Annotated in this window: 21 protein-coding genes and 2 pseudogenes; 9 read left to right on the plus strand and 14 right to left on the minus strand. The window is 64.5% G+C overall.

Going from position 1 to position 25,403, the window contains the following annotated elements:
- Positions 1-213: 213 nt before the first annotated feature.
- From ACFW0H_RS11495 to ACFW0H_RS11525, 7 genes are all read left to right on the plus strand, one after another.
- Positions 214-909, plus strand: a complete 696-nt coding sequence (locus ACFW0H_RS11495; protein WP_422914027.1) for a lipopolysaccharide kinase InaA family protein — start codon at positions 214-216, stop codon at positions 907-909.
- A gap of 96 nt (positions 910-1,005) precedes the next feature.
- Positions 1,006-1,809 carry an AraC family transcriptional regulator gene (locus tag ACFW0H_RS11500; RefSeq protein WP_422914028.1) on the plus strand — a complete coding sequence of 268 codons (804 nt, stop codon included), beginning with the start codon at positions 1,006-1,008 and terminating at the stop codon, positions 1,807-1,809.
- 41 nt (positions 1,810-1,850) lie between these two features.
- Positions 1,851-2,501: a LysE family translocator gene (locus ACFW0H_RS11505; protein WP_422914029.1), complete on the plus strand. Its 651-nt coding sequence runs from the start codon at positions 1,851-1,853 to the stop codon at positions 2,499-2,501.
- Positions 2,502-2,585: 84 nt separating this feature from the next.
- The gene (locus ACFW0H_RS11510) at positions 2,586-3,389 is read left to right on the plus strand and encodes an alpha/beta fold hydrolase (protein ID WP_422914030.1); all 804 of its coding nucleotides are present in this window, start codon (positions 2,586-2,588) and stop codon (positions 3,387-3,389) included.
- Positions 3,386-4,249 carry an alpha/beta hydrolase gene (locus tag ACFW0H_RS11515; protein ID WP_422914031.1) on the plus strand — a complete coding sequence of 288 codons (864 nt, stop codon included), beginning with the start codon at positions 3,386-3,388 and terminating at the stop codon, positions 4,247-4,249. The genes ACFW0H_RS11510 and ACFW0H_RS11515 overlap by 4 nt, the downstream gene beginning before the upstream one ends.
- 168 nt (positions 4,250-4,417) lie before the next feature.
- Positions 4,418-5,221: a DUF4892 domain-containing protein gene (locus ACFW0H_RS11520; RefSeq protein WP_422914032.1), complete on the plus strand. Its 804-nt coding sequence runs from the start codon at positions 4,418-4,420 to the stop codon at positions 5,219-5,221.
- Positions 5,222-5,320: 99 nt separating this feature from the next.
- Positions 5,321-6,406, plus strand: a complete 1,086-nt coding sequence (locus ACFW0H_RS11525; RefSeq protein ID WP_422914033.1) for an AI-2E family transporter — start codon at positions 5,321-5,323, stop codon at positions 6,404-6,406.
- Between the two features lie 261 nt (positions 6,407-6,667).
- On the opposite strand, the pseudogene ACFW0H_RS11530 reads toward ACFW0H_RS11525, so the two are convergent.
- The 8 genes and pseudogenes from ACFW0H_RS11530 to ACFW0H_RS11565 all read right to left on the minus strand — a co-directional run.
- A pseudogene (locus ACFW0H_RS11530) lies at positions 6,668-6,931 on the minus strand (type 2 periplasmic-binding domain-containing protein); the annotation flags it as partial.
- Positions 6,932-6,991: 60 nt separating this feature from the next.
- On the minus strand, positions 6,992-8,578 hold the full coding sequence (locus ACFW0H_RS11535) for an MFS transporter (protein ID WP_422914034.1): 1,587 nt from the start codon (positions 8,576-8,578) through the stop codon (positions 6,992-6,994).
- A gap of 2 nt (positions 8,579-8,580) precedes the next feature.
- The gene (locus ACFW0H_RS11540; protein WP_422914035.1) at positions 8,581-9,882 is read right to left on the minus strand and encodes an OprD family porin; all 1,302 of its coding nucleotides are present in this window, start codon (positions 9,880-9,882) and stop codon (positions 8,581-8,583) included.
- A 69-nt stretch (positions 9,883-9,951) separates the two neighbouring features.
- A complete protein-coding gene (locus ACFW0H_RS11545) occupies positions 9,952-11,790 on the minus strand; it encodes an amidohydrolase (RefSeq protein ID WP_422914101.1) in 1,839 nt (612 codons plus the stop codon).
- Between the two features lie 156 nt (positions 11,791-11,946).
- Positions 11,947-12,486, minus strand: a complete 540-nt coding sequence (locus ACFW0H_RS11550) for an antibiotic biosynthesis monooxygenase (protein ID WP_422914036.1) — start codon at positions 12,484-12,486, stop codon at positions 11,947-11,949.
- Positions 12,487-12,512: 26 nt separating this feature from the next.
- Positions 12,513-12,923: a DoxX family protein gene (locus ACFW0H_RS11555; protein WP_422914037.1), complete on the minus strand. Its 411-nt coding sequence runs from the start codon at positions 12,921-12,923 to the stop codon at positions 12,513-12,515.
- Between the two features lie 61 nt (positions 12,924-12,984).
- Positions 12,985-13,638 (minus strand): hydrolase, encoded by a 654-nt coding sequence (locus ACFW0H_RS11560; protein ID WP_422914038.1) that lies wholly within the window; start codon positions 13,636-13,638, stop codon positions 12,985-12,987.
- Positions 13,639-13,831: 193 nt separating this feature from the next.
- Entirely contained in the window at positions 13,832-14,848 is a 1,017-nt protein-coding gene (locus ACFW0H_RS11565; protein WP_422914039.1) for an alpha/beta hydrolase, read from the minus strand.
- A gap of 234 nt (positions 14,849-15,082) precedes the next feature.
- On the opposite strand from ACFW0H_RS11565, the gene ACFW0H_RS11570 reads away from it, so the two are divergent.
- Positions 15,083-17,932 (plus strand): ATP-binding protein, encoded by a 2,850-nt coding sequence (locus ACFW0H_RS11570; RefSeq protein WP_422914040.1) that lies wholly within the window; start codon positions 15,083-15,085, stop codon positions 17,930-17,932.
- A gap of 38 nt (positions 17,933-17,970) precedes the next feature.
- Here the strand turns inward: ACFW0H_RS11570 and ACFW0H_RS11575 are convergent, their stop codons facing one another.
- Together ACFW0H_RS11575 and ACFW0H_RS11580 are read right to left on the minus strand one after the other, a co-directional pair.
- On the minus strand, positions 17,971-19,443 hold the full coding sequence (locus ACFW0H_RS11575) for an ATP-binding protein (protein WP_422914041.1): 1,473 nt from the start codon (positions 19,441-19,443) through the stop codon (positions 17,971-17,973).
- A gap of 190 nt (positions 19,444-19,633) precedes the next feature.
- A complete protein-coding gene (locus ACFW0H_RS11580) occupies positions 19,634-20,584 on the minus strand; it encodes a GlxA family transcriptional regulator (protein WP_422914042.1) in 951 nt (316 codons plus the stop codon).
- Between the two features lie 224 nt (positions 20,585-20,808).
- Here ACFW0H_RS11580 and ACFW0H_RS11585 point away from each other — a divergent pair.
- Positions 20,809-21,114, plus strand: a pseudogene (locus ACFW0H_RS11585) (GNAT family N-acetyltransferase); the annotation flags it as partial.
- A 124-nt stretch (positions 21,115-21,238) separates the two neighbouring features.
- Here the strand turns inward: ACFW0H_RS11585 and ACFW0H_RS11590 are convergent.
- The 4 genes from ACFW0H_RS11590 to ACFW0H_RS11605 form a co-directional block, all read right to left on the minus strand.
- The gene (locus tag ACFW0H_RS11590; protein ID WP_422914043.1) at positions 21,239-22,105 is read right to left on the minus strand and encodes an isocitrate lyase/PEP mutase family protein; all 867 of its coding nucleotides are present in this window, start codon (positions 22,103-22,105) and stop codon (positions 21,239-21,241) included.
- Positions 22,106-22,347: 242 nt separating this feature from the next.
- The gene (gene ttdB / locus ACFW0H_RS11595; RefSeq protein ID WP_120650582.1) at positions 22,348-22,956 is read right to left on the minus strand and encodes a L(+)-tartrate dehydratase subunit beta; all 609 of its coding nucleotides are present in this window, start codon (positions 22,954-22,956) and stop codon (positions 22,348-22,350) included.
- The gene (gene ttdA / locus ACFW0H_RS11600; protein WP_422914044.1) at positions 22,953-23,852 is read right to left on the minus strand and encodes a L(+)-tartrate dehydratase subunit alpha; all 900 of its coding nucleotides are present in this window, start codon (positions 23,850-23,852) and stop codon (positions 22,953-22,955) included. The genes ttdB and ttdA overlap by 4 nt, the downstream gene beginning before the upstream one ends.
- Positions 23,853-23,912: 60 nt before the next feature.
- Positions 23,913-25,253 carry a dicarboxylate/amino acid:cation symporter gene (locus tag ACFW0H_RS11605; protein WP_422914045.1) on the minus strand — a complete coding sequence of 447 codons (1,341 nt, stop codon included), beginning with the start codon at positions 25,251-25,253 and terminating at the stop codon, positions 23,913-23,915.
- Positions 25,254-25,403: the final 150 nt, after the last annotated feature.

A 25,403-nucleotide genomic window follows, 5' to 3' on the forward strand; every position in this document is an offset into this window, starting at 1 on the left:
CGATCTGATGAAAGGTCCGTCACCATAGGTCTAATACCGTGCCGGGAGTTGTCTGGATTCGACCCCGAGGTGCCTGTATGCGCGCCAGCAGAAGTGGCAAAAGGGCGCTAAGTTGAATTCCAGGGGTCAGGTCTCCGGCCTCAGGCGGCGGCCCGCGACGGGTTGCCTTGGCAGTAACCCTGTGGGGCGGTCGCTCCGCAAGGAGGTGCTCCCATGAACACCCAGTGGTTCAGGCACGATAACGCCGCCTCGGATGGCAGCTTCGACAAGTGGTGGGATACCTACGGCGAGTGGTTCGACTCCCAGGACCAGCTGTTCAGCGGCGAGAGCGGTATCCAGCGCCTGCGAGCCCCGGACGGCCAGGTGCTGTACAGCAAGCGCCAGATCAACCATTTCCACCGCGATCTGGTCCATCCCTTCGGTGAACCCACCATCCTCCATGAGATGAAGGCCTTGCAGGCACTGGCCCAGCTGGGTATCCGAGTGCCCAAGGTGGTGTTCAGTGCCGCGCGCAAGACCGAGACCGAATGGCAGGCGCTGCTCATCACCGAAAGCCTGGATGGCTTCATCAGCCTCGAGCAATGGTATGGCCAGCCGGCATCGCCCGAACTCCGCCAGCAACTGATCCAGCAACTGGCCAACACCGTCGGACGCATGCACCGCGCCGGCTGGGAGCATGGCCGGCTCTACCCGAAGAACATCTTCGTCAAGGTCAGCGGCGATCAGGAGAAGAAGGTGGAGATCGCCTTGCTGGGCCTGGCCAAGAGCTGCCACCGCCTGACCGCCCACAGCGCCTCCCTGCATGACTTCGAGCAGTTCAAGCAGCACCGCAAGCCCATGCCGGATGATGACTGGAAGGCCTTTGCCAGCGCCTACGGGGATGTCATGGAAAGCGACTACGTGCGTTGAATGGCCGCCGGCCAATCGCGAACAGGTTCGCGGTGGCCGCCCGGTCCTGCAATTTTGTCCAAGAAAGCCGACGTGCCACGGAGTAAGGTGGCGCCCATGGACCAGAGCAATCACATTCCCAGCTGCCTGCCCGGCGTTCGCCTGATCGACGCCCAGTACCAGCACTTCAGCTTCCCCCGGCACTTCCACCTGGAGTACCACCTGGGGCTGCTGGTGCGCGGCGGGCAGCGTTACCTGCACCAGGGTGAACGCCACCAGGCCGGCGCCGGGGATGTGCTGCTGATGGCGCCGGAACAGATCCACGATGGTGCCAGCATCGATGGCGCGGGCTACCAGCTTCGCGTGCTGGCGTTCGACCCGCAGTGGCTGGACGAAGCCAGCCGCAGCCTCAGCGACGGCCGTCAGGGCGCGCCGCGCCTGACCACCAGCATCCTCCGCGATGCCGGCCTGCGCGGCCAGCTGCAGGGCCTGCACAGCGCCTTGCTGCAAGGCTCGCGGCTGGAGCAGGAGAGCCTTCTCTGGCCGGCCCTGGCCAATCTGCTGGAGCAGGGCTCCACCCTGCGCATCCGCGAGCCGGAGCAGGGCTTCGACGCGCGCACCTGGAAACAACTGCGGGAGTGGCTGGAATCGCGCCTGGATTCGCCGCCTTCACTGGAGGAACTGGCCGCGTTCTGCGGCCTCAGCCCCTGGCAGGCCCTGCGTCGCTTCAACCGCCAGTGCGGCCTGCCGCCGCACCAGTGGCTGACCCAGTTGCGACTGGAGCGGGCGCTGCCACGGGTGTTGCGCGGCGAGAACCTGAGCGAAGTCGCCCTGGACCTGGGCTTCTACGACCAGGCGCACTTCTCGCGACTGTTCCGCCGTACCTACGGCGTGCCACCGGCCAAGCTGCGCAACCGCTGACGCCCATCCCCGCTTAACCCTCACGATCCTGGAGAATTTTCATGCAGGAGACTTCCGTCTTGCTGTCGCTGGCGGCCGTGTTCGCCATCGCCCTGGTCAGCCCCGGACCCGACGTCGCGCTGGTGGTCCGCACCGCCGTGCACCAGGGCCGCCGTGCCGGCCTGCTCAGCGCCCTGGGCCTGGCCTGCGGCATCCTCATCCACGGCACCCTGGTGCTGACCGGCGTGGCGCTGCTGGTCAGCCGCTCACCCATCCTCTTCGATCTGCTGCAGCTGCTGGGGGCGAGCTACCTCGGTTGGCTGGGCGTTAGCGCGGTGCGGGCCTGGCTGCGGCGCGGGCAGGGCGGTGGCGGGAGCCTGGACGGCGCACTGGCACCGTCCGCCCTGGGACCCTGGCTGCGCGGGCTGGCCACCAACCTGTTCAATCCCAAGGCCCTGGTGTTCTTTCTCGCCCTGCTGTCGGGGCTGATCCCGGCGGACATGTCCGTCGCCGGCAAGCTGGGGGCCGCCGCCATCCTCTTCGGCATGGGCCTGGCCTGGTTCAGCCTGCTCGGCCTGATGCTCACCCGTGGCCGCAACCAGCAGCTGCTGCTGCGCGCCGCGCCGGCCATCGACCTGGCCTGTGGCCTGGTGTTCCTGCTGGTGGCCCTGGGGCTGGTGGGGCGATTGCTGGCACCGGGGGTTTGGCAGTAGAGCCATCATCACTGGCGGTTACGGTCATTGCCGCGCGCTCTGGGCTGCCGGACAATCCCGGCATTCCCCGACGAGCCGGACGCCATGCACACCATATTCTTCGCCCATGCCAACGGCTTTCCTTCGGCCACCTACGGCAAGCTCTTCGCCGCGCTGGCGCCGGACTTCCGGGTCGAGCACCTGGAGCAGCACGCCCATGACCCGCGTTTCCCGGTGAACGACAACTGGGAAAACCTGGTGGACGAACTCATCCACCACCTGCAGGAGCGTGGCGAGCCGGTGTGGGGGCTGGGCCATTCCCTCGGCGGCGTCCTGCACTACCACGCCGCCCTGCGCCGGCCGGACCTTTATCGCGGCGTGGTGATGCTGGACTCCCCGGTGCTGACCCTGGCCGACCGCATCGTCATCCGCGCCGCCAAGCGTTTTGGCTTCATCGACCGCATCACGCCCGCCGGGCGCACCCTGGGCCGTCGCGAGGAGTTCGGCGATTTCGACGAAGCCCGTGATTATTTCGCCGGCAAGACCCTGTTCCGCCGCTTCGACCCGGACTGCCTGGACGCCTATGTCCGGCACGGCCTGGCGCGCCGGGGCGAAACCTTGCGGCTGAAGTTCGATGCGGCCACCGAGATCAGCATCTACCGCAGCGTGCCGCACTGCACGCCGGGGCGCCCGCAGCAGCTCGAAGTACCGCTGGCCCTGGTGCGCGGGCGCCACAGCCGCGTGGTCCTGCCGCACCATGCGCGACTGGTGAAACGCGTGCCGCAAGGCGAGTACCTGTCGCTGCCGGGCGGACACATGTTCCCCCTCGAGCGCCCCGAGGAGACCGCCGATCTGCTCAAGACCCTCATCGATCGCTGGAACGCCCGTCGTCAGGAGGCTCGCGCATGACTGCCCAGGTCGAAGAAATCCGCCTCAACCTGCCCCATATCGAGTTGGCCGCGCACCTCTACGGCCCGGAGGACGGGCAGCCGGTGATCGCCCTGCATGGTTGGCTCGACAACGCCAACAGCTTCGCCCGCCTGGCCCCACGCCTGCCGGGGTTGCGCATCGCCGCCCTGGACTTCGCCGGCCACGGGCTTTCGTCCCATCGCGCCCCGGGCGCCAGTTACCTGCTCTGGGATTACGTCGCCGATGTGCTGCTGGTGGCCGAACAACTGGGCTGGGAGCGTTTTTCCCTGCTGGGCCACTCCATGGGCGCCATCGTTTCGGTGATGCTGGCCGCCTCCATGCCGGACCGGATCGAGCGCCTGGCGCTGATCGACGGTCTGATGCCCTACACCGGCGAGGCCGAACAGGCGCCCGCGAAACTGGGCGAAGCCCTGCGGGCGCAGCTGGCGCTGCCGGACAAGCGCAAGCCGGTCTACGCCGATATCGACCGTGCGGTGCAAGCGCGCATGCGCGGCACCGGTGCGGTCAGCCGCGAAGCTGCCGAACTCCTGGCCCGGCGCGGGCTGATGCCGGTGCATGGTGGCTACACCTGGCGCACCGACAGCCGCCTGACCCTGCCATCGCCGCTGCGCCTGACCCGCGCCCATGCCCTGGCCTTCGCCCGGGCGGTGCAGTGCCCGGCCATGCTGGTGCTGGCCGAGGAGGGCCTGCTGCACGTGGAGCCGAACTTCGCCAGTCTTCTGGAGGGGTTGTCCTTCGAGGTTCGCCTTCTCCCCGGCAAACACCACCTGCATCTGGACGACGAGGCGGGCGCGCAGGCCGTAGCAGACTGTTTCAATCCCTTCTTCGCGATTCCTTGACTTGCACCCGCCAACCGGGAAGGCTGGCGGCTTTTGGTCAAGGAGCAGGGGTATGAGCGACCATCGCGGCAAAGGAGCGCAGGGCGGTGCGGCCAGGGGCCATCGACAGGAAAAGGCTGCGAAGCTGGTCCAGACTGCTCAATCCAGGATTCATCGATAAGGATGCGCATGCGCCTCACCTTTCTTGTCGGCCTGCTGCTGACCACGTCCGTCCAGGCTGCCGACCTGCCCGACAGCCATGACCTGGCGGCCCTGCCACGCTTCTCCCACGCCGAGATCACCGATTTCAGCGAGTCCCCCGCTCAGGAGCGGGTCTTCCCGCAGAGCTCGATCCGCCGCATCAGCAACCAGCTGCGCATGGAACGCAAGGTGGATGCCGAGGGCAAGCAGACCTCGGTGACCTACCGCCTGCCCGCCGGCCACAGCTCCTTTGATGCCTTCGACCGCGCCCGCCAGGACCTGCTGGCCGGCGGCGCGGAGCTGCTCTACTGGTGTCAGGGGCGAGACTGCGGCTCGAGCAACCTCTGGGCCAATGCCATCTTCGGCAACTCGAAGCTCTACGGCCCGGACGAGCAGCAGGCCTACCTCCTGTTGCGCCTGGCCGAGCCGCGCCAGGACAGCCTGCTGGCGCTCTACAGCATCACCCGCGGCAATCGCCGGGCCTACTTGCACGCCGAGCAACTGGACGCCAGCGCCCCCCTGGGCGACCTGCTGCCCACGCCCGACACCCTGATGCGCGAGCTCAAGAGCAGCGGCGAACTGCACCTGGCGCGCCTGCCGGCCGAACCGCCGGCCACCTGGGCGACCCTTCTGGCGCGTTGCCTGAACCTCGACAGCACCCTGCGCATCAGCCTGTCCGGCCCCGGTGCCGAGGCCTGGCGCGAGGCGCTGGTGGCGCAGGGCGTGCGCGCTTCGCGGCTGGAACTGGGCGAGGGCGGCGAGCCCGGCCTGCATCTGAACCTGCTGCGCTGAGTAACAGCCAGCATCAGTCTCTATGCTTGTGCCTGCCGAATGCGCGTTGCGTGCAGGCAGGCACGGCCTTTCCCTTGTGTAAGCCGGAGTGATCCACGGATGTTCAACAACGACCGACTTTTGGTGCAGATCCTCCTGTTGGCCTTGCTCGGCGCCAGTCTCTGGGTGCTTGCCCCCTTCGTCTCGGCTCTGTTCTGGGCCGCGGTGCTGGCCTTCGCCAGCTGGCCGCTGATGCGCCTGCTGAGCCATGCCCTGAACGGCCGCGAGTCCACTGCCGCCGCGTTGCTCACCGCAGGCTGGATGATTTTGGTGGCGCTGCCCTTGGTCTGGTTGGTGAGCAACGTGGCCCAGCATGTGCGCGATGCCACCGAACTGGTGAAGGACGTGCAGATGGAGGGCCTGCCGCCACCGCCGGACTGGTTGATGCATATTCCCCTGGTGGGCGAGCGCCTGGTGCGCGTCTGGCACTCGATCGACGCCCAGGGTGCGGCCTTCTTCGCCAGCCTCAAGCCCTACATGGGGCAGGCCGGCAACTGGGTCCTGGCGCGCACTGCGCAGGTGGGCGGCGGCATGATGGAACTGGTGCTGAGCCTGGTGCTGGTGTTCTTCTTCTACCGCGACGGGCCGCGTATGGCGGCCTTCGTCGAACGCGCCCTGGAGCGGCTGATCGGCGACCGCGCCGAGCACTACCTGGCACTGGTGGCCGGTACCGTGCAGCGGGTGGTCAACGGCGTGATCGGCACCGCCGCCGCCCAGGCGCTGCTGGCCCTGATCGGCTTCTGGATCGCCGGCGTGCCCGGCGCCCTGCTGCTCGGCATCGTCACCTTCGCATTGAGCCTGATTCCCATGGGCCCGCCGCTGGTCTGGGTGCCGGCCACCGCCTGGCTGGTCTGGCACGGCGACTACGGCTACGCGGTGTTCCTCGGTATCTGGGGCATGTTCATCATCAGCGGCGTGGACAACGTGCTCAAACCCTACCTCATCAGCCGCGGCGGCAACCTGCCGCTGGTGGTGGTGCTGCTCGGGGTGTTCGGCGGCATCCTCGCCTTCGGCTTCATGGGCCTGTTCCTCGGCCCGACCCTGCTGGCCGTGGCCTACAGCCTGATTTCCGACTGGATCGGTCAGCCCCATCCGCAACTGGTGGTCCCCACCGACGCCAAGGACAAGGAAGACCGGCCCTCCTGAGGATTGGGGGGGCTTGCCATTCCAGAGGCTGGAGGGGGCATGCCTCGCCAGGGCAAGGAACCTCATCAGGAACTATTGGATGACGCACTGGAGATGTCGGAACAGACCGACGTCTGAACATCCATAGCAGTGATCCAGGTTAGATCGTTGCTAGCCAACCGAAGCACTCATGCATCGATCTTGTGCTATCAGCAGCCTCCTCGGTATTCGCGGAGGATACCTATCGGCTGCTCAGTATTCCGCCAAGAAATAGCGCACCGCTCATTCTGTGCTCGCACCGTAACCGTCTTCACCCAGGAAGCGAACAATCTGCTCGCGCAGCCAGCGCTCGGCGACATCGCAGTCCTGCATGCCGCTCCATACCATTGACAACTTCGCCGGCACTATTTCGAAGGGTGGCGGCTCCGCGCGCAACTCCCCGCCCGCGACCAACTCGCCCGCGGCATAGTCCGGCACCGTGGCGATCATCTCGGAGTTGGCCAGTAGCGCACGCAGACCGTTGAACTGGGGTATGGCTAGCGCCATTACCGCTGGCGGTCACCCGGAAGCGTGCTGCTTCGCCCGTCTCATTGAGCAAAACTGGGGTCAGCCAGCCTGTCCAGACAACAGGTGGTGGATCTGAATCGCAATGCCTTCGGTTTGGTAACGCCTGGCCCGCGCCTCAATGCGTTGTTCGGCACGGGTGACTCGGTTGTGGTGGCGCAGATGTTCTAGCCAGGACTCGTCGAAGAAGAACTCCGACCAGCGGCGGGGGTTCTCCGTATCCTGCATCAGCCCCCAGGAGAACGAGCCGTTGCGCTGGCGCATACGCTGTACGTCGACCATCGCCGCCTGGAAGGCCAACCAGTGCTCGGGGGCGATGTCGTATTCGAGGGTGACCATCACAGGCCCGTGGTCAGGGTCGTGGCCGGCGATCAGCACTGGTACCGGCCAGTGCAGCGAGGGAGCCAGGTCTTCCGCCTCGGTGATCGGCAACTTGAACCATACAGTGGTGCCGACACCCAACAGCAAAGCCGCGGCGGCGGCACAGAGCGCCAGTGGAATCGAGCTGTGACTGGCGATGAAGCCCCAGAGCATGCCTCCAGCGGCCATGCTGCCGAAGAACACCAGGATGTACACCGACAGCGCCCGGGCCCGGACCCAGCTCGGCACCGAGGTTTGCGCCGCAACCTGCAGGTTCGACAGCACCGCGATCCAGGCCGAACCACTGAGCAGCATCACTGGAATCAGCAGGTACAAGTCGCGCACGAAAGCCAGGGCGACTATCACCAGCGCGTACACCAGGCTGGCCAGGGCAACCATCCAATCAGCGCGGATATAGGGACGCAGACGCGGCAGCAGCATGGCCCCAGCGATCGCGCCGACGCCGACGCTGCCGAGCAACAGCCCGAAGTCGGTGGCGCTGCCCGCCAGTTCGGTGCGCACGATCAGCGGCAGCAGCGACATGCCGGCACTGGCACCGAAGAAGAATGCCAGGGCGCGGACCATCACTGCCTGCAGCGGCTTTGAGGCGCGGCTATGGCGCCAGCCGGCGCGAATCGCACCGAACAGCCGCTCCGCTGGCAATACCGCCGGAGCCACTTCACGGTGCCAGAAGAACAGCACCGCGATCACTGCGAAGAACGACAGGGCATTCAGGGCGAACGTCGCCCAGGGACCGCTCAGGCTGACCAGTACCCCGGCGATCGCCGGTCCGACAGCGCGCGCCACGTTCACCCCGACGCTAGACAAGGCGATGGCGGCCGGCAGCTCGGTCTTGTCCACCAACTCGGGGGTCAGGGCAGACCAGGCGGGCATCATCAAGGCTGTGCCGATGCCCATGCCGAGCGTCAACAGCAATAGCAGCGGTGCCGTGATCAACCCAATCAGGGTCAGCAGGGCCAGCCCCATGGCGACCAGCGCCATCCACAGCTGCACCCGCAGCAGGTAGCGGCGCCGGTCGACGATATCAGCCATGGCCCCGGCCGGTAGCGCCAGAAAGAACATCGGCGCGGAGCCGGCGACCTGGACCAGCGCCACATGCATCGGGCTGGCGGACAACGAAGTCATCAGCCAGCCGGCGCCCACCTCGTGCATCCAGGTGCCGATGTTCGAGGCGATGCTTGCCAGCCACAGCCAGCGAAAGGTGGCATGGCGCAGTGGGCTCCAGGGGGAGGTGGCGGGTGGGGTCATGGTCAGAGCCAGCCTTTCAGAGGGTATTCGAGAATCAGATATATACGGTCGATATCATCCGCAGCCTGGGCGTCGTTGCCACGATGGATAACGTGCGACAGGTTCAGCATGAGGTCCTTCGCTGGACCGGACGGGATGACATAGCGCAGGTCAAGATCGCGCTCCCAGTGACGTCCACCCTTGCCTTGCTGTGGGATGGGCAGGCCGCTGACCGGATCCAGCGGGTTGTAGGCACCACCGACGGGAGCCTTGCTGCCATCGATGCCACGCCCACTGACGTAGCGAGCCATAAAGGTCAGGCCGGGAATACCGAGGTCGCCCAGGTCCAGGTCATAGCGGGCCTGCCAGGAACGTTCGTGCGGGCCGTTGAAGTCAGCGTATTTGATCGAGTTGGCCAGGTAGATCGAATCACCGCCAACGAAATCGAATGGTGTATCGCCCTGGACCTGCTGGAATGCGAGGGTAAAAGCCTGGCCACCGATCTGGTACTTCGCCAGCAAGCTGTACGCCAGGACATCGATGTCGCCGGCGCGGGCGTCGCCTTGGTCGCCTGTCTTGTAGAGGTTTCCGTCTAGCGTCAGGGCATCCTGCTGGAAGTGCAGGTTGAGGTAGGCCTGGCGCCAGGTATCGTCCAGTCGTGAGGCATAGAGCGCGGCGCCGAACGGTGCCTCGGTAGCGAGTGACGCGCCTACGAAGCTGATCGCGCTGCCTCGCGTGGACACCCCAGAGCCCGTGAACTCGTCGTGCCCCGAGCTGGCGTTCTGGTTCTTAAAGCGGGTGAAGCGTCCGGCCTGGACATGCAGGTTCAAGAGGTCGCGGCTGTCGAGCAGCAAGCCGGTGGCGTATTCCGGTTGCAGGCGCTTGTCTGCCGTGTCAAATACCGGTGTCTCGACCGTCATCTCGCCATACCTGATCTGGCTTTGCCCCAGGCGCAGCTTCAACGCGGCTCCGGCGCTGGAGAAGTTGTCGGCGGCGCGGCCTTCGGCATCGCGCGGCAGCAGGCCGGTACCGGCATGTCCGCGACCGCCGTCCAGCTTGAGACCGAGAAAACCGTGGGTGTCGATACCCAGGCCGATGGTGCCGGGCGTGAACCCGGACGTAACGTCGGCGATAAAGCCTTGTGCCCATTCCTGCTGGTAGCTCTGGCCAGTAGGAGATGAACCACGAAAATCGTTATGCAGGAAGTAGTTGCGGCCAAGCAGGGACCAAGCTGTATCCCCGGGCTGACTCGCCGTGCCTGCCTTGGCTTCGGGCGTATCGACCAGAACTGCCAGCAGAGCCAGACGTGCCAGTGTCAGGGCCATGTCTGCAGATCCCCTCGACAAGGAAGCGAACCGGAAACCCGGCTCGCTCGTGGGGGCAGCTTAACCAGGTCAGAAGGCAAAGCAGGAACAACCCAAGGCACCCCAGAAGCCCTGGAAGTCACTCACCGGCACGCTGGACTGGCGCGCCCGCTCGTGGCTGTGGGCGTGCACCGCGCAGGCGCCGACGCACTGGTGCACCTGGGCGGTCAGCGGCGCGGCGGGCTTCCAGTGGCCGGGCACCTTGGCCACCGGCGACCAGTCCGGCAGCACCGGCAGTTGCCGGGGGCCGAGCTGGTCGAACTCGCCGGCGGCGTAGACCACCTTGCCGTCGACCACGGTCAGCACCGACTCGATCCACTTGATGGCTTCCTCCTCGACGCTGAAGAAGTCCGCCGACAGCGCCGCCAGGTCGGCCAGCTGGCCCACCTTGATCTGGCCCTTCTTGCCCTGCTCGCTGGAGAACCAGGCGCTGCCGTGGGTGAACAGCTCCAGCGCGGTGTCGCGGGACAGGCCCTGGGGGTAGAGCTCCAGGCCGCCGACGGTGCGGCCGCTGACCAGCCAGTAGAGCGAGGTCCAGGGGTTGTAGCTGGAGACGCGGGTGGCATCGGTGCCGGCGCCCACCGGCACGCCCTCGGCGAGCATGCGCTGGATCGGCGGGGTCTGCTCGGCGGCCCGGGCGCCGTAGCGGTCGACGAAGTACTCGCCCTGGAAGGCCATGCGGTCCTGGATGGCGATGCCGCCGCCCAAGGCGCGAACGCGCTCGATGTTCTTCGGGCTGATGGTCTCGGCATGGTCGAAGAACCAGGGCAGGCCGTTGAAGGGAATGTCGCGGTTGACCTTCTCGAACACATCCAGCATGCGCGCGATGGATTCGTCGTAGGTGGCATGCAGGCGGAACGGCCAGCGCTGCTCGACCAGGTGGCGCACCACCGGCTCCAGTTCCTGTTCCATGGTCTGCGGCAGGTCCGGGCGCGGTTCGAGGAAGTCCTCGAAGTCGGCGGCGGAGAACACCAGCATCTCGCCGGCGCCGTTGTGGCGCAGGAAATCGCTGCCGTCCCCCGGCTTGACCTGCTTGCTCCAGGCCTGGAAGTCGGCCAGTTCTTCCTTGGGCTTCTGGGTGAACAGGTTGTAGGCGATGCGCACGGTCAGCTGGTCCTGCTGGGCCAGCTCCTGGATCACCTGGTAGTCGTCCGGGTAGTTCTGGTAGCCGCCGCCGGCGTCGATGGCGCTGGTCAGGCCCAGGCGGTTCAGTTCGCGCATGAACTGGCGGGTGGAGTTGACCTGGTACTCCAGCGGCAGCTTCGGCCCCTTGGCCAGGGTGGCGTAGAGGATGGTGGCGTTGGGCCGGGCGATCAGCATGCCGGTGGGGTTGCCGTTGGCGTCACGCTGGATCTCGCCGCCGGGCGGGTTGGGGGTGTCCTTGGTGTAGCCGACGGCCTTCAGCGCGGCGCGGTTGAGCAGGGCGCGGTCGTAGAGGTGGAGGAGGAACACCGGGGTGTCCGGCGCCGCGCGGTTGATCTCGTCCAGGGTGGGCATGCGCTTCTCGGCGAACTGGAATTCGTTCCAGCCGCCGACCACCCGCACCCACTGTGGGCTGGGGGTGCGCTCGGCCTGGTCTTTGAGCAGGCGCAGGGCGTCGGCCAGGGACGGCACGCCTTCCCAGCGCAGCTCCAGGTTGTAGTTGAGGCCACCGCGGATCAGGTGCAGGTGCGAGTCGTTGAGGCCGGGGATCACCGTGCGCTGCTTGAGGTCGATCACCCGGGTGGCGTCGCCGCGCAGGGCCATGGCGTCGGCGTCGGTGCCGACGGCGAGGAACTTGCCGTCCTTGATGGCCACCGCGCTGGCGGTGGGCTTGGCGCGGTCGACCGTGTGCAGACGGCCATTGAATAGGATCAGATCGGCGCTCATGGCACTCCCCTTGGGGTTGGTGGGTGATAGGCCGGCAGCAGCGGCAAAAGGCAAGGCGGACCATAGGGCGCCTGTCACACCGAGCACGGAGCTGCTGGCGAGGAACTTACGGCGCCCGGGGTTGGTGTCATCATGGTTCATGGATTGTTCCCTCCCTCAGCGCGCGTTCAGCCAGGCGGAGAACAGCCGCGTGACCTTGGGCATGAACAGGTACACGACCATTACAACGATGCTGAGGGTGATGACCACGTTGCTCGGCACGTAGCCACCGAGCCAGGGCAGCCGGGCGAACACCGGCTGCCACAGTAGCGGCACCAACAGGCTCAGGGGCAGGATCACCAGGAAGGTGATGCAAGCCTGCTTCCAGCGCGGCGGTTGCGGCGCAGAACTCGGGGTGAACCAAAATTCGTGGCTGGTCTCGGTTTCGGTCTGGTCGCCTTCGACCAGCAGTGGCGTCACCTCGTCGATCAGGTGCCGCCGCTCGCTGGAGTCCAGCCAGCACTGCAGCTCACGAGTACCGACGAAACGCAGCACGCAGACGAACCGCTCCGTATCGCGCATCACGTTCACCCCCAGATGACCCGGGTAGGTACTGGCGATGCGGGTGGTACGCCGCAGCCATTGCTCGTAGGCAGCTTCCTGACCCGCTTTGACCCGGTGCCGCACGATCAATGTGACTACGTCGAGTTCGTTCATTAGAAAGTCCTGTGGTCGTCCACGCCTCAATAGAGCCTGAGCGCCCTGCCCAGTGGACCGGCAACGCGCTGACCGAGAGCAATGGCACCCGGCCCGGAGATCGCCAGGGTTACGAAGATGATCAGCAACAGCCAGCCGAACTGCCCCTCTGCCAGGCTCCACTCCGGGTGCACCAGCAGCAGCGACACCAGCAGCAGCACCAGAATCGGCAGGCAGGCCAGACGAGTGAAAACGCCTAGCAGGATCAGCAGAGGGCAGAGCACCTCGGCGAATATCGCCATGCACAGCGTCAGCCCCGCCCCCAGTCCAAGGGGGTCCTCGATCCGTTGCAGCTCCTCGCTGAACTGCAGCAATTTGGGCATGCCATGCACCTGCAGCAACAGCAACGAGCCACTGCTTCTGAGGAACAGCAGGGCCCAGTCAACGGGATGGCGCATGCTCGTGGCTCCGTCGAACGTTCGAGGAAAGCGCCGCACGGCGGACGTGCGGCACCGACGCTTAGTGGCCTTCGGAGGCGTTGAACATGGTCTTGGCGTAGATCAGCCCCAGGCCGTAGGCCCCGCCGTGCTCGATGGAGGTCTTCACGGTCTGGTCGTAGGTTTCGCCACGGGCCCAGTCGCGTTGCAGTTCCAGCAGGTATTGCAGCGAGGTCATGGGGCGGGCGCCGAGCTGGATCATGCGCTGCATGGCCATCTCGTGGGCTTCATCGGAGACATCGCCGCAGGCATCGGCGATCACGTACACCTCGAAACCCTGGTCGAGGGCCGACAGAGCCGGGCCGACGATGCACACCGAGGTCCACAGGCCGGCCAGGACGATCTTCTGCTTGCCTGCCGCGTTCACCTCGACGGCGATACGCTCGTCTTCCCAGGTATTCATGCTCGTCCGGTCGATGACGTGGTGATCCGGGAAGACCGACTTGATCTCATCGAAGATCGGCCCGGAGAAGCTCTTTTCCGCGACGGTGGTGAGGATGGTCGATACCGCGAATTCCTTGGCGGCCTTGGCCACCAGAGCGGCGTTGTTGCGCAGGGTCACCGCGTCGATCGACTTGGTGGCGAAAGACATCTGCGACTGGTGATCGATCATGATCAGGGTGTGATTGGTCGGGTCGAGCAGGGTCTTGCCGGGAGCAGCTTTGGCGATTGCCATGGTGGTTTCCTCTTGGTTAAAGCGGGTGGTGTAGGTGAGTGTCACCGGCTACGCGTTAAACGACTGGCGCCTGATGGACGGAGCGAGCGCGAAACTGCACCGCCGAGCTCAGCCCGAGCTCAGATTCAGGCACCGTTGTGGCGCGGTATCGGGGCCCATGAGTGAAGCCCCCGATGGGTCCGTATCGGGTGGCTTACCGCAGGTTCTTCTTCAGCTCCACCCCGGCCTGCAACATGGCCGACTGCGTAGCGTTGATATGCGCCAGCGGGTTGAGCAGGCCGAAGTCGTGAATCATTCCGTTGTAACGAGTAGCGGTCACCGCGACGCCGGCTGCGTCGAGCCGGCGCGCATAGGCTTCGCCCTCGTCGCGCAATACGTCGAACTCGGCAGTCTGAATCAGAGCGGGCGGCAGCCCCTGGAGTTGCTCGAGAGAAGCGCGCAAGGGCGAGGCATCGATTTGCGCGCGCTGCTTCTGGTCGGTGGTGTAGCTGTTCCAGAACCACTTCATCAGTGGCTTGGTCAAGAAGTGGCCTTGGGCGAACTGGTTATAGGAGGGAGTTTCCAGATTGGCGTCCGTAACCGGCCACAGCAACAGCTGGAAACGGATCTTCGGGGCTCCCTGTTCCTTGGCCATCAGGCTGACCACCGCCGCCATGTTGCCTCCCACGCTGTTGCCTGCTACCGCCAACCGGGAAGAATCGACACCGATCTCGTCACCATGCGTGGCTACCCATTGAGTAGCGGCGTAGGCCTGATTAATCGCTGTCGGGTATTGCGCTTCTGGAGAGCGGGTATAGTCGACGTAGACAGCTACCGCCCCGGAATTGACCACCAGATCGCGAATCAGGCGGGAGTGGGTTGGGTAATCACCCAGCACCCAGCCTCCACCATGGAAGAACATGAACACCGGCAAACTGCCCCCAGCTCCGTCAGGGCGAACGATGGTCAGCTTGATCGGCTGACCGCCCGCCTGGATGGTCTTTTCCTCGGTGCGGATTCCGGAGAGGTCAACCTTGACTGAGGCCTGCGCGCCCACCAGAACGGAGCGTGCTTCCTGTGCGGTCATCTGCTCAAGCGGCTTGCCGCCAGCTGCCTCCAGGGCGTCGAGAAACCTCTGCGTGTCCTGTTCCACTCCCGGACTGCCGGCGGCAAAGGCAACACCGCCAGCCAGGCCAAGTACAGCGGCAATAAGGCTTTTCTGCAGATTCATGCTGCATGTCCCCTGATGGATTGAGTGAGGCTGCCCTGAGTGCGGCGCCTGGTCGCTAGTTTTGGCCTTGCCTGGCAACTAGGCGAGTTAATGGTTGTTAATCCTCGCTGCTTCGCCAATTGGTTGTCTGTTTGGCAGCACACCGTTGCACCAGAGGAAAAGTCCTTGCAAAATTTCTGAGAACTAGCGGCACGGACCTATGCCCCTTCACCCGTCAAAGACGAGGATTCGCGCATGGATTTGGACGGAGTTGCCGCCGTGGTTGAACCGGCTCCAGTCGGAGGAAACGACCAGCAGGTGCAATCGCCCTTTGCCACTGATCGAGTGGCCCGAATTGGAAACCTCCAGATTCTCCCGCACAAACGCTTGGTGCGGGCCAACGGCCTTCCCCTGCATCTGGGCAGTCGTGCGTTGGATATCCTGCTGGTACTGCTGGAGCACGCCGGCAATGTGGTCAGCAAGGAGCAGCTAATCGCTCGGGTGTGGCCTCGCAGCGTAGTGGAAGACATCAACCTGCGGGTGCATATCGCCGCCCTGCGCAAGGCACTTGGCGAGGATCGAGACGGCCGGCGCTATATCGCCACCATTCCCCTGCGCGGCTACAGCCTGGTCGCACCGGTGTCTTGGCACGCGCCTGCAGACTCGCTCGATGCGCACACGCACAATCTCCCCCGCCGACTGAACCCCGTGATCGGTCGCGGAAAAATGGTCGACAGTCTGGCCCGGAAGATACGTCAGCAGCGGTTCGTCACCCTGGTGGGCCCAGGAGGCATCGGCAAGACCACCTTGGCGCTGCACGTCGCTGAACGGCTGCTGGCAAACTACCCGCAGGGCGTCCGACTACTCGACCTGGCCCCGCTCGACAAGGCTGCGCAACTACCTCAAACCCTTGCTGCGGCGTTCGACCTGACCCTGCAGGGCGATGAGCCGATAGACGAATTGGCCCATTACTTGCGCGATAGGCAGATGCTGCTGATTCTGGACAACTGCGAACACTTGGTTGAATCGGTGGCCGGGTTGGCAGAAACCCTGCTCAAGGCGGCTCCGCTCATCGACATCCTGGCCACCAGCCGTGAAGTCCTGCGTGCCGAAGGCGAACATGTTCAACGCGTGGGGCCACTTACCTGTCCACCACCCGCGCCGACTATGGCTATGTCCCAGGCGCTTGGCTTCCCGGCACTACAGCTGCTGGTGGAGCGGGCAATCGCCAACGAGGGCCGGTTTGAACTGACGGACAGTGAACTGCCGGCGGCCGCCGAGCTGTGTCGTCGACTGGACGGTATACCCCTGGCGATCGAAATGGCCGCTGCGCAGATTAGTGCCTTGGGCGTGGCCGAAGTGCTGTCGCAATTGGCCGACAGCTTTCGCCTGCTCAACAGAGGGCGGCGCACTGCCCCCGCTCGCCAGCAGACACTCCGCGCCACCCTGGACTGGAGCTATGAGCTGCTGCCGGCGTCAGAAAAGGCCAGCCTGCGCTGGCTCAGCGTGTTCCCTGCAAGCTTCTCCCTGGACGCCGCAGCTGTCCTGATTGGAACCGACGAATCAATGGTCCCGCCGTGCCTCACGATTAGCCAACTGGTAGCCAAATCACTGGTGAGCACAGAGGTGACCGACGAACAGGTGCATTACCGACTGCTCGATACGACCCGCACTTACGCTCTCGGCAGGCTGCGTGAAGCAGCAGAGGAGCAGCAAGTACGCCGGTGTCACGCGCAGTACTGCCTGACACTGATGAGCCAGGCTCAGCGGGAGTGGGAAGCCACCCCTCCCCAGTACTGGATCAAGCGCTTCGCACCGCGCCTGGACGATCTGCGCTCCGCGCTCGACTGGGGGTTCTCGACACAAGGCGATGAAGAGATCGCCATCCGCCTCACCGCCTGTTCGACACCGCTCTGGCAGGAGTTGTCGCTGCTCAAGGAGCACGGCGACTATGCGACCAGGGCCCTCGCCATACTGCAAGCCTGCGACCAGCCCTGCCCGACACTGCAGATGACGCTCTCGCTGGTACTGGGCAGCATCTGGTACCACACCCGCGGCGGTACCCCGGAGACGATCGATGCCTTCGTCAACGCGGGGCGACTGGCGGAGCGCTGCCAGAACGTGGCCGGGCAGCTCAAGGCCACTTCGGGGCTAATGGCAGTCAACCTGAGCCGCGCCGACTATACAGCGGCGCTGGAGCAGACTCGGCACTTCGACCGACTTTGCCGGCGTGACGCCCCTGAACTGTTCCTCAGCTTGCAGCGTATGAGCGGACTGGCCCAGCACTTTGCCGGCAATCAGCAGCAGGCCAGGCAGCATGCCGACTACGCACTGGCGAATATCGCCTGTAACCCACCAGCCGGCCATTTCACCAACGGCTTCGGCGTACAGTACGACCAAAAGGTCGCCGCCCTGACCCTGCTGGCCCGCGTCCTCTGGCTGCAGGGCTTCCCGGAGCAAGCTTGGCACCATGCAATGCAGGCGCTGGACCTGGCCCAGCGCATTGAGCACGGCACCTCGCTCTGCTACACGGTGGCGCTGTCGGCCTGGGTAATCGCGCGCTACAACGGCCACGTCGTAGCCAGCCGCGAACTGCTCGCGTTGCTGCTGGAGCAGACTCGCAAGCTGTCCATGAACATGTTCCACGGCTGGGCCCAGCACTACGAACGCGAAACCCTGACACCGGGTTCGCCCCCAGGGAGCGAACCCGCCCTACCAGGCGAAGGGATAATCAAGGACATCATGGTCACCCTGAACCCGGCCTATGTCGATGGCACGCTGCTTGCTCGCGCGCAATCCGGCCAGGCCGGGTGGGTCACCGCGGAAGTGCTCCGCGCCGGGGCCGTGGACCTGCTGGCCCGCGAGACCCCCGAATTGAATCGGGCGGAGTCGATCCTAGGGGAGGCGCTGACCATCGCCCGCCACCAAGGCGCCCTGGCCTGGGAGCTGCGTGCGGCCTGCAGCCTCGCACGGCTGTGGCTGCAACAAGGCCGCCGGCAGGAAGCCCGCGCGCTGCTCAAGCGGGTGTATGACCGCTTCACCGAGGGTTTTACCACCCCGGACCTGCTCAGCGCCCGGCAACTGATCGACGAATGCTCGGCCTAGCTTGCCGTTTCCGCCTGAGCCTGCACTCAGGGCAGTTTTTAGCCCTGGATCACTTGCGTGTTGCTGTGTCGGGCATAACGCTCCTGGCTCTGCCAATACTCGGCACTGACCCTGAGCTTCTCTAGCGCATAGGCACGCGAGGTGTTCAGCAGGCGGTAATGCACCACGGAATCGATCAGTTCCACCGACAGCCAGGATTTGGCCACCAGTTGGGTAATAGCCTCGAACACCTGCGCTTCGTCGATTGCCCGGCAGGCGATGAGCCCGACCGCCTGGTCCAGTGAGAGTGCTACCTTGAACACCGCTAATCGGTGCAGCACGGCTTGCTCCAGCGGACTCAACAGGGCATGGCCCCAATCCAGCACCGCCCACAGCGACTGGTGGCGGGGCGCCGCCGTTCTTCGCCCAAGAGCCAGCAGTTGCAGACTGTGCTCCAGTTGCCCCAGCAGACCATGCAGTCCCAGCACCTCGACCTGCGCGGCGGCCAACTCGATCGCCAGTGGCATGCCATCCAGCCGACGACAGATCTCCGTGACCACGGCGACATCCTGGGCGCGCAGGACAAAACCGGGGAGGTATGCTGCCAGCCGGGTGACGAACAGGCGCACGGCCGAATAGGTTAGCGCCATCTCGCTGGGCAACGACGTCGCGGGCGCGGGGACGGTCAGCGCCTCCAATCGTTGCACGCACTCGCCCTCCGTCAGCAGTGGCTCGCGGCTGGTCGCCAGGATGGCCAGGCGCGGGGCGCTCATGAGCAGGCCCACGGCCAGCGAGGCGCAGCTCTCGATCAGGTGCTCGCAGTTGTCCAGCACCAGCAGCATGCGGCGATGATGCAGATAGCGTTCCAGGCCGCGCAAGGCGTCCTCGTCGGGCAGCGCGAGGCCAAGGGTGCTGGCGACCTCGGCTGCGACCAGCGCCGGGTCGGCCAGGGTGCTGAGGTCGATGAAGTAGACGCCGCTCTCGTAGTGCGGTAACAGCAGTTCAGCGACCCGCAGGGCGATGCTTGTCTTGCCCACCCCCCCTGGCCCGACCAGCGTCATCAGATGCCGTGCTGGCATCTTGCGCACCAGGTCGTCGACGATGGCATCCCGTCCGATGAGCGGCGACAAGCGTCCGGGCAAATTGTGCGGTATCTCGCCAGATGGCCGGGCCGGGACGACTTCGGCGGCTTCGTTCACCTGCACGTCGGCGACGAAGCTGTAACCACGCAGCGGGATGTTGGCAATGTAGCGCTGGCCACCCTTGCCGTCGGACAGGGCGCGGCGCAAGGCGGCGATATGCACCCGCAGGTTGATCTCCTCGACCACCGTCGTCGGCCACACCCGCGCCAGGATGGTTTCCTTACTGACCACGCTGCCGGCGTGTTCGAGCAGCAGGTGGAGGATTTCCAGGGCCCGACTGCCCACCCGCAGCGGTCGCTCGCCTTGCAGGATAAGCCGGCGCTGCACGTAGTAGTGGAACGGGCCGAATTTCAACACCGCATCGGTATGGATCGTTCTGAGTTCGTTCACGCAATCACAGGCGCCGAAACACCCAGCCAGGTTCACCGCAGCCAACTACAGGCAATGCAATCTCCCGCCCGAGGTCGAGCACCTCTCCAAATCGAGGCTTCACGCATAGCATGTCAGTCATTCACGACCGGACAACCTCGACACGGAGACGAAGACGGCCAAACAAAGGCGCTATACGGACATCGTCTGCCTAGCTGAACTGGCGCCGGTATTGCGCGGGCGTGAGCCCAAGCTTGTTGCTGAACAGCTCGCGCATCTGCCGCACACTGCCGAAACCACTGCGATAGGCCACAGTCTTTAGCGGGGTATCGGTAGCTTCCAGCAGGCTCCGGGCACGATCAATACGCGCGCGCTGGACGAACTCCATGGGCGTCATATTCACATCGCGGATAAACACCCGGGAGAAATGACGTGAACTCATGGCAGCCAGTCCGGCCAATCGCTCGACACTGAAGTCCTCGGTCACATTTTCCAGCACATAGTTCTGTACTTTGGTGATGGGCGAATCCTCCTTGGCGACAGCGGCAACCAGGGGACTGAACTGCATCTGCCCGCCCTGACGCTTCATCACCACCAGCAGTACTTTGGCGACCGCCAGCGCAATCTCCTTCCCGTGATCTTCAGCCACGATGGACAGTGCCAGATCGATGCCGGTGGTAACCCCACCGGAGGTAATTAAGTTTCCGTCTCTCACGAAGACCTGGTCCGTTTCGACTTCGGCCTTGGGGAAGCGTTTGGCCAGCATCTCGGTGTAGTTCCAATGCGTTGTGACGCGTCGACCATCGAGCAGCTCAGCCTGCCCCAGGATGAAGGCCCCAGTACAGATGGAGGCCAGGCACCTGACCCGGGGGGCAACGGTGCGCAACCAACCCTGCAGTCGCGGGAACACCTGGTTGTACGCACCCGGGCCGCCCGGCACCAGTAATACGTCATAGGTCTCGGGCGCATGCTCGATGGGCGTGTCAGCGGTAAGAGCTATTCCATTGGAAGCGCGCACACGCAGTTCATCCGAACCAATCGTCGTTATCTCGTAGGAATCCGCCGGATCGAGGAAACGATTGGCGATAGAAAACACCTCTGCCGGCCCGGCCACATCGAGCAGAAGAAGGTCTTGAAACAACACAATTGCGACGCTTTTCATGGACTACAACCAACGGGAATACGAAAGGGCGTAGCTTGCTCCCGGCGGCGTCGATTGATCAAACGCGCTCTGGCTCTCTGCGCACAAAAGCGACCAGGGTGATAACCGGCAACACGCCCCCACAAGCATGACCGCAGGCCAGCCAGCTGCCTCGTAGAGTGGACCGGCCAGCGCGGAACCGATGGCGCCGCCAATGAAGATGCTGGTCATGCACGGCGCATGACGCCGAGCTGGCCTGCGTGGCGAGCAAGGTGCCGACCTTCGAGTCGATGGGGTTTCAGGTACTGGCAGCGCAGGGGCCGCACGTGCTGCTGAACACCCGCGATCACCGCTCGGACGGCATGGTGGCGGTGCAGGATCTGGCCCCGATATTCCAATCCAAGGAAGTGCGGCAGATCCACGCCTACTTGGTGCAGCAACACGGCAAAAAGGCCATGAGCGAGGCCGAGTGCAAACGCGACCGCCTGCTCGATCAGATGGCCCATCAGGCTCAGGCATTGGTGAAAGAGCGTCTCCCTACGATTCACTGACGACCAAGGGGAACAAGTTTATTTTTCCTGCTTTGAAGGTCCGTTACCGGCCAGCAACTTGCGTGTTGATTAGCGACGTCAGCGCATCCTCAAGCTCCGAGCAGGTGCAGCCTCAGCCTCAGCCTCACTCCCTTACATTCATATGGTCCCGCGCCCAGGTGATGTAGTCGTCGGGGTAGGTGTATCGGGTGACCAGTTCCGAGGCACTGAGGCCGTTACCGCTTGAGATGCCGCGCTGCTCACGCAAACTGTCGTAGGTAGCCTTGATCGCCGCAAAGTAGGCGGCATGGCCATCCACCACGATGCGCACGCCCAGCTCCGCCAGGCGGACGTCATCGCGCAGTTCCGGGTTGCCGTAGGTCACCAGCATCAGCGGCACGTGCAGGTCCTCGGCGATGGCCTCGAGATGGGCGAAGTCCTTCACGCCGACCAGGCAGATGCCGTCAGCGCCGGCATCCTGGTAGGCCCGGGTACGGTGCACGACCTCGGCAAGCGGCTGCACCCCGGCGTGGGTGCGGGCAATGATGGCCAATGCCTTGTCGTCGCGGACTTCCTGGGCGGCGCGCAGTTTGCCGATGCCTTCTTCGACGCTGATCAGGTCGTAGGATTTGCGTCCGAACTGGGCCGGCAACAGCGTGTCCTCCAGTGTGAGCGCGGCCACACCGGCGCGCTCCAGCTCGATCACCGTGCGCATGGCGTTGAGGGCGTTGCCGTAGCCGTGATCGGCATCGGCGATCACCGGCAGGCGGGCGACCCGGCCAATGCGGGTGGCCTGCTCGGCGAACTCGCTGAGGGTGATCAGGGCGATGTCCGGTGCGGCGAGCACTTGCAGGGACGCGACCGAGCCGCCGAGGATGCCGACCTCGAAGCCGAGGTCGGCGGCGATGCGTGCCGACATGGGGTCGAACACGGAGGCCGTGTGATAACAGGCGGGACTGTCGAGCAAGGCACGGAAGGCGTTGCGCAGATCGTGGTGACAGGCTTTCTGCATGGTCTTATCCCTTGGAACTTTTATCGGGTCTTCTTGTTCGAGCGTTGCAAGTCCTGTACCTGACGGCCGAGACGCCCGGTACTTCGCCGATTCGACCGGCGTAACTGACCGGCGAATGGAGGAAAGCCGCCGCAGTCCAGGGAAAGGAAGGCGGAAACCCGCCGCAAGCCGGTCCATGGCCCCTTGCACGGGCAGCATGATGAGGGGCGATCACGGCATCCGGGCCGAGACCGCCCAAAGGGTCACTTGATGAAGCGCACCTGGCTGTTGATCTTCTCGATGACAGCGCCCTTGCGTTCGTTGAAGCGCGCCTTGTTCTGCTCGAAAAGGTTATTGCCCTTGGTGTCGATGGAGATGATCAGCGGGCCGAACTCACGAACACGGTTGACCCACAGGGTTTCCGGCATGCCCAGGTCCTGCCATTCGGCGCGTTCGATTTCCTCCACCTTGGTGGCCGCCAGTACCGCGCAGCCGCCGGGGAACACCGCGTGCACAGCCTTGTTTTCCAGACATCCGGCGGTGGTTTCCGGGCCCATGCCGCCCTTGCCGATGATCAGCTTGACGCCGGTTTCCTCAATGAACTGACGTTCGAACTTCTCCATGCGCATGCTGGTGGTCGGGCCGATGGAAACCATCTCGAAGCTACCGTCATCCTTCTTGCGCACGATCGGCCCGGCGTGGAAGATCGCCCCGCCGCGCAGGTCAACCGGCAGTTCGCGTTTGAGCTCGATCAGGCGGCGGTGCGCCACGTCGCGGCAGGTCACCAGCTGGCCGGTCAGGTAGACCACATCGCCGACATTGAGGGCGGCGAGGTCTTCGTCCTTGATCGGGGTCGAGAGAACTTTTTTCACAGTACTACTCCTTCGTGGGAGAGGATGTCGTAGGACAGGTCGGCGTTGATGCGGATCTTGCCGCGGCGGTGCGCCCAGCAGCCGGTGGAGACGGCGACGCCGATGGTCGACGGGTGCCGCGCCGAGGATTCGATGTTCACACCCATCACGCTGCTGTTGCCGGTCAGGCCCTGCGGGCCGATGCCGATCTCGTTGAGGCCTTCCTCGAGGAGCCTTTCCATCATCGCCGCGTTCTCGTTGGGGTGGCTGGAGTCCACCGGGCGCAGGATCGCCCGCTTCGACAGGCGTGCGGCGGTCTCCACCGAGGTGGACACGCCGACACCGACCAGCAGCGGCGGGCAAGCGTTGACGCCGCGCGAGGTGATCACGTCGAAGACGAATTCGGTCACGCCCTCGTAGCCCTGGCCGGGCATCAGGACCTTGGCCGATCCCGGCAGGGTGCAGCCGCCGCCGGCCATGTACACGTCGATCAGTGCATAGTCGGCGTCGGGGATGATTTCCCAGTCCAGCCACGGGATCTTCGAGCCGGTGTTGGTGCCGGTGTTCTTCTCGTCGAAGGTCTCCACGGCGTTGTGGCGCAGCGGCCCCTTTTTGGTGGCTTCCAGGGTCGCGTTCTGCAGGATGCCTTCCAGCTCGCCCAGCAGCGGGAACCTGGCGCCGGCGGAGATGAAGTACTGGATGACCCCGGTGTCCTGGCAGCTCGGACGGTCGAGCTTGTCCGCGTAGTCCTGGTTCTCGGCCATCGAATCGTAGATCTCGATGGCCAGGGAATTGGTTTCCGCGGCGCGCAACTTCGCGGTCTTTTCCTTGACGTCCTTCGGCAGGCGCTTGCCGATATAGGCGGTGAACTTGGCCATCACGTCGGTAAGCGATTGAACGGCTGATTCGTTATCCACTTTGATTCTCCTCACTGCATCACAAGGCGTGTCTGTTGGTGTTTCTGGCGTGCCCGCTGATCAGGCGCCGGTGGTTGTCGTGACCGGGTTTACGCTGTGGCTTGGCGCCGGTGATTCCTGCGCCTGCTTCTGTTCCGGCAGGTCGGTGCCGTCCAGCACCTGTTCCATTCGGGATTTGTCGAGGGCGCCGACCCACTTGGCGATGGCCATGGTCCCGACCGCGTTGCCGATGGTGTTGGTGATGGCGCGCGCCTCGGACATGAAGCGGTCGACGCCGAGCAGCAGCACCATGCCTGCGACCGGAATGTTGTCCAGCGAAGCCAGGGTGGCAGCCAGGGTGATGAAGCCGGAGCCGGTGACGCCCGCCGAGCCTTTCGAGGTGAGCAACAGCACGCCGAGCACGATCAGCTGGTCGGTCAGGGTCAGCGGTGTGTTGGTGGCCTGGGCGATGAAGATGGCCGCCATGGTGTAGTAGATACACTGGCCGTCGGGGTTGAAGGTCAATCCGGAGGGGATCACCAGGCCCACCACCGGCTTGGAGACGCCGGCGTGCTCCAGCTTGTTCATCAGCTGCGGCACCACCGATTCCGAGGAACTGGTGCCCAGCACGGTGAACAGCTCTTCCTTGAGGTACTTGAGGAACTTCCACAGGCTGAAACCGGACAGGCGAGCGATGAAGCCGAGGACGATGACCACGAACAGGAAGCAGGTCAGGTACATGGTCGCCATCAGCTTGCCGAGCGACACGATCGAGCCCAGCCCGTACTTGCCAACGGTGAAGGCCATCGCGCCGCAGGCGGCCAGCGGGGCAACGCGCATGACCATGCCAACGATATGGAACATGCCGTGGGAGAAGGCCTCCAGCACATCGACCATCGGCTTGCCGCGCGGTCCGAGGTGGGACAGGGCGATGCCGAACAGGGTGGAGAACAGCAGGATCTGCAGGATCTCGTTCTTCGCGAAGGCATCGGTGACGCTGGCAGGGATGATGTGCAGCAGGAAGTCGGTGAAGCTGCCGGAGCCACTCGCGGCCGTGGCGGTGTAGGTGGCGATGCTCTTGGTGTCGAGGGTGGCCGGATCGACATTCATGCCCTGGCCGGGCTGCACGAAGTTGACCACCACCAGGCCCAACACCAGGGCAAAGGTCGAGAGGACCTCGAAGTAGATCAGCGCACGGACGCCGACCCGGCCGAGTTCCTTCATGTTTTCCATCTTGGCGATGCCAAGGACCACGGTGGCGAAGATGATCGGTGCGAAGACCATCTTGATCAGTTTGATGAAGGCATCGCCGACCGGCTTGAGGTCGGTACCGAATTGCGGCCAGAACACACCGAGCAGGATGCCGATGGTCACGCCGATCAGCACCTGGACATAGAGCTTTCCTAGGAATCGCTTGGCCATGGTTTTCTCCGAATTATTGTTGTGAGTCGGATTCAGGACACCCGGGCGGCTATACCGGGCTGAGGCTGGAAAATGCCCCAGGTTTCGTGTGGGCAATTCACGGAAGCAAAATTAATGGTTTCCTTGAAATTGAGTAATACAATGAAAGTT

Origin of the sequence: Metapseudomonas cellulosilytica (assembly GCF_049334135.1) — a bacterium.
Lineage (GTDB): Bacteria > Pseudomonadota > Gammaproteobacteria > Pseudomonadales > Pseudomonadaceae > Metapseudomonas.